This window comes from Halomonas sp. BC2 (genome assembly GCF_002078115.1).
Classification (GTDB): domain Bacteria; phylum Pseudomonadota; class Gammaproteobacteria; order Pseudomonadales; family Halomonadaceae; genus Vreelandella; species Vreelandella stevensii.
In genome coordinates this window covers 24409-26838 of sequence record NZ_LFGT01000026.1, presented here as the reverse complement: position 1 = coordinate 26838, position 2430 = coordinate 24409, and the positions used below count along the sequence as shown (strand labels likewise).

The 2430-nt window shown below is 62.2% G+C and carries 2 protein-coding genes; both read left to right on the top strand.

Going from position 1 to position 2430, the window contains the following annotated elements:
• A partial coding sequence (locus tag B7L71_RS14985) for a LysR family transcriptional regulator (RefSeq protein WP_081138903.1) occupies positions 1-893 on the top strand: 893 nt, incomplete at its 5' end.
• Between the two features lie 10 nt (positions 894-903).
• Positions 904-2208, top strand: a complete 1305-nt coding sequence (pepQ, locus tag B7L71_RS14980; protein WP_081138902.1) for a Xaa-Pro dipeptidase — start codon at positions 904-906, stop codon at positions 2206-2208.
• Positions 2209-2430: the final 222 nt, after the last annotated feature.

Below are 2430 nucleotides of genomic sequence, written 5' to 3'. Positions count from 1 at the left end.
AAGACTTCATTGCCTTGGCCAGAACGCGACACTTCTCCCGCGCTGCCGACGAGCAGCACGTGACACAGCCTACTTTTTCACGGCGCATCAAGCTGCTGGAAGAGGAAATGGGCGTGACGTTGATCAACCGACAGACCCTGCCACTGTCGTTGACCCCAGCGGGAGAAGAGTTCCTGACGCTCTGCGAACAGGTCACCGAGCGCGTGCGCCTCACCAGAGAGCGCGTTCGGGCGATCAGCGCTGGCCAACAGCGCCGCATCATGGTGGCTGCCCCACAAAGTCTGCTGGCCCACTTTTTGCCCGAATGGCTGGCCCAACAGGGTTGGCAAGAGCGTGTGCAGCCCTACTTGCGCGCCACGGGCTGGGTGGCCAGCGACTATTTTCAGGCACTGGCCAGGGCCGAATGTGATCTGGCCATCTGCTACTGGCCCGTGGGCCGCTGCGATCTGGACATCGACACCAGCAGCAGTACCTATCGCGTCATTGGCCAGGAGCGGCTGATACCCGTGACGGGCCTGACCAGCGATGAGTCGCCCTGCACGCAGCTACCTGGCACGCGCCAGCAGCCGGTGCCCTGGCTTGCCTACCCCAAACGCGGGCTGTTGGGTTCGGCGGTCCAGGCACACCTTGCCCGCCTTCCCCATACGACCTACCTGACCGCGCAGAGCGAGAACCTCTACGCCGCAGGCATCAAGGAACTGGTACTGTTGGGCTACGGCATGAGCTGGCTACCCGAACGCAACGTGGCCAGCGAACTGGCTAGCGGCCAACTGGTGCGCGCAGGCGACAGCCGCTGGGACGTGCCCATGGAGTTGAGGCTGTACCGTCACCACCAACACCACCACGCAGAGCTGGACAGCTTATGGAGCGAGCTCCCTCCCCTACGACCCTAAAGGAAACCCCATGTCTGCATCACTGAACGCACGACAGCGTGAGCATATCGCGCATCTTCGCCAGGCTTATAGCCAGTTGCTTGAGCACCATCAGCTGGATTGTCTGGCCATTTACAGCGGCCACGCCCGCTACCATTTTGCCGATGATCACACTACCACCTTTCAGGCCTACGGGCATTTCACCCACTGGGTAGGGTTGGCCGATGTTCAGCACAGCTGGATCGTGGTGCAGCCCGGTCAGCGGCCTCAGCTCTATATCTACGCGCCAGCCGATTTCTGGCACTTGCCCACCCAACTGCCGGAAGAGCCGTGGGTAGCCGAATTCGACGTGCATTTGTGCAGCGACAAGATCACCCCGCCGCTAGCGGGCAACGCAGCCGTGATTGGTGATATCGAGACCCTGGAGAGCGTTTCTGTGCTCGCCAACTCCGCACAGCTGCACCCCGCCGCCCTCGTCCGTGCGTTGGATGAGCTGCGCATGTACAAGACCGCCTATGAGATTGCCTGCCTGAGGGAAGCCAATCGTCTGGCCGTTGCCGGGCATCAGGCCGCCAAGGCGGCGTTTGTGGGCGCCGCCAGCGAGCTGGACATTCAGTTGGCCTACCTGCAAGCCAGCCGACAGCTCGAGTCGGACGTGCCCTACCAGAACATCATCGGGCTCAATCAGCACGCTGGCGTACTGCATTATCAGCATTATGACCTGAGCGCCCCCAGCCAGCGCCACAGCTTGTTGGTGGATGCCGGGCGGCGCTTTCGCGGCTACGCGGCGGACATCACCCGCACCCACGCAGGCCCCGATGCCCCGGCCGCCTTTGGCGAGCTGGTCACTGCCCTGCACCACCTGAAAGATCAATTGATCCAGCACGCCGCGCCCGGCGTGGAGTTTGTGTCGCTCCACGAGCAGATGCATCGCTATCTGGCCGAAATTCTGGTGCAGCACGGGCTGTACGAAGGCAGCGCGGAGAGCGCTATCGAGCTGGGCGTGACCCGAGCGTTCTGCCCCCATGGCTTGGGCCACTCGCTGGGCATCCAGGTGCATGACGTGGCGGGGCTGATGCACTCCGATGGCACGCCAGCGCCGCCGCCACCGCAACATCCGGCGCTACGCCTGACGCGCACGCTGCGCCCCGGCATGGTGGTCACCATCGAACCCGGGCTCTACTTCATTCCCATGCTGCTGGCACCGCTGCGCCAGCAGGGAATTGCCGTCAACTGGGCCACGGTGGACGCTTTGGCCGCCTGCGGTGGTATCCGCATCGAAGACAACATCGTGATCACGGAAAGCGGTTGCGACAACCTGACACAACTACATTAGTGCCAGGTAAGAAAACGCCCGGTTCCAATGAAGGAACCGGGCGTACCTTGGCGATTAACCGCCAGACTTGGAAACGTTAGGCTTAGAAACGGTAGGTAATACCACCGCCTGCGGTGACAGGCTCGATGTCCACTTCACCTACACGGCCAGTGCCATCCAGGTTGATGTCGGAGTTGACGTCGGCGTAGCTGACGAAGTGCGAGGTTTTTCGCGTTAACTGAT

Excerpts from the sequence above, each read along its gene's own strand:
- pepQ (WP_081138902.1), top strand. The coding sequence starts at position 904 with ATGTCTGCATCACTGAACGCACGACAGCGTGAGCATATCGCGCATCTT.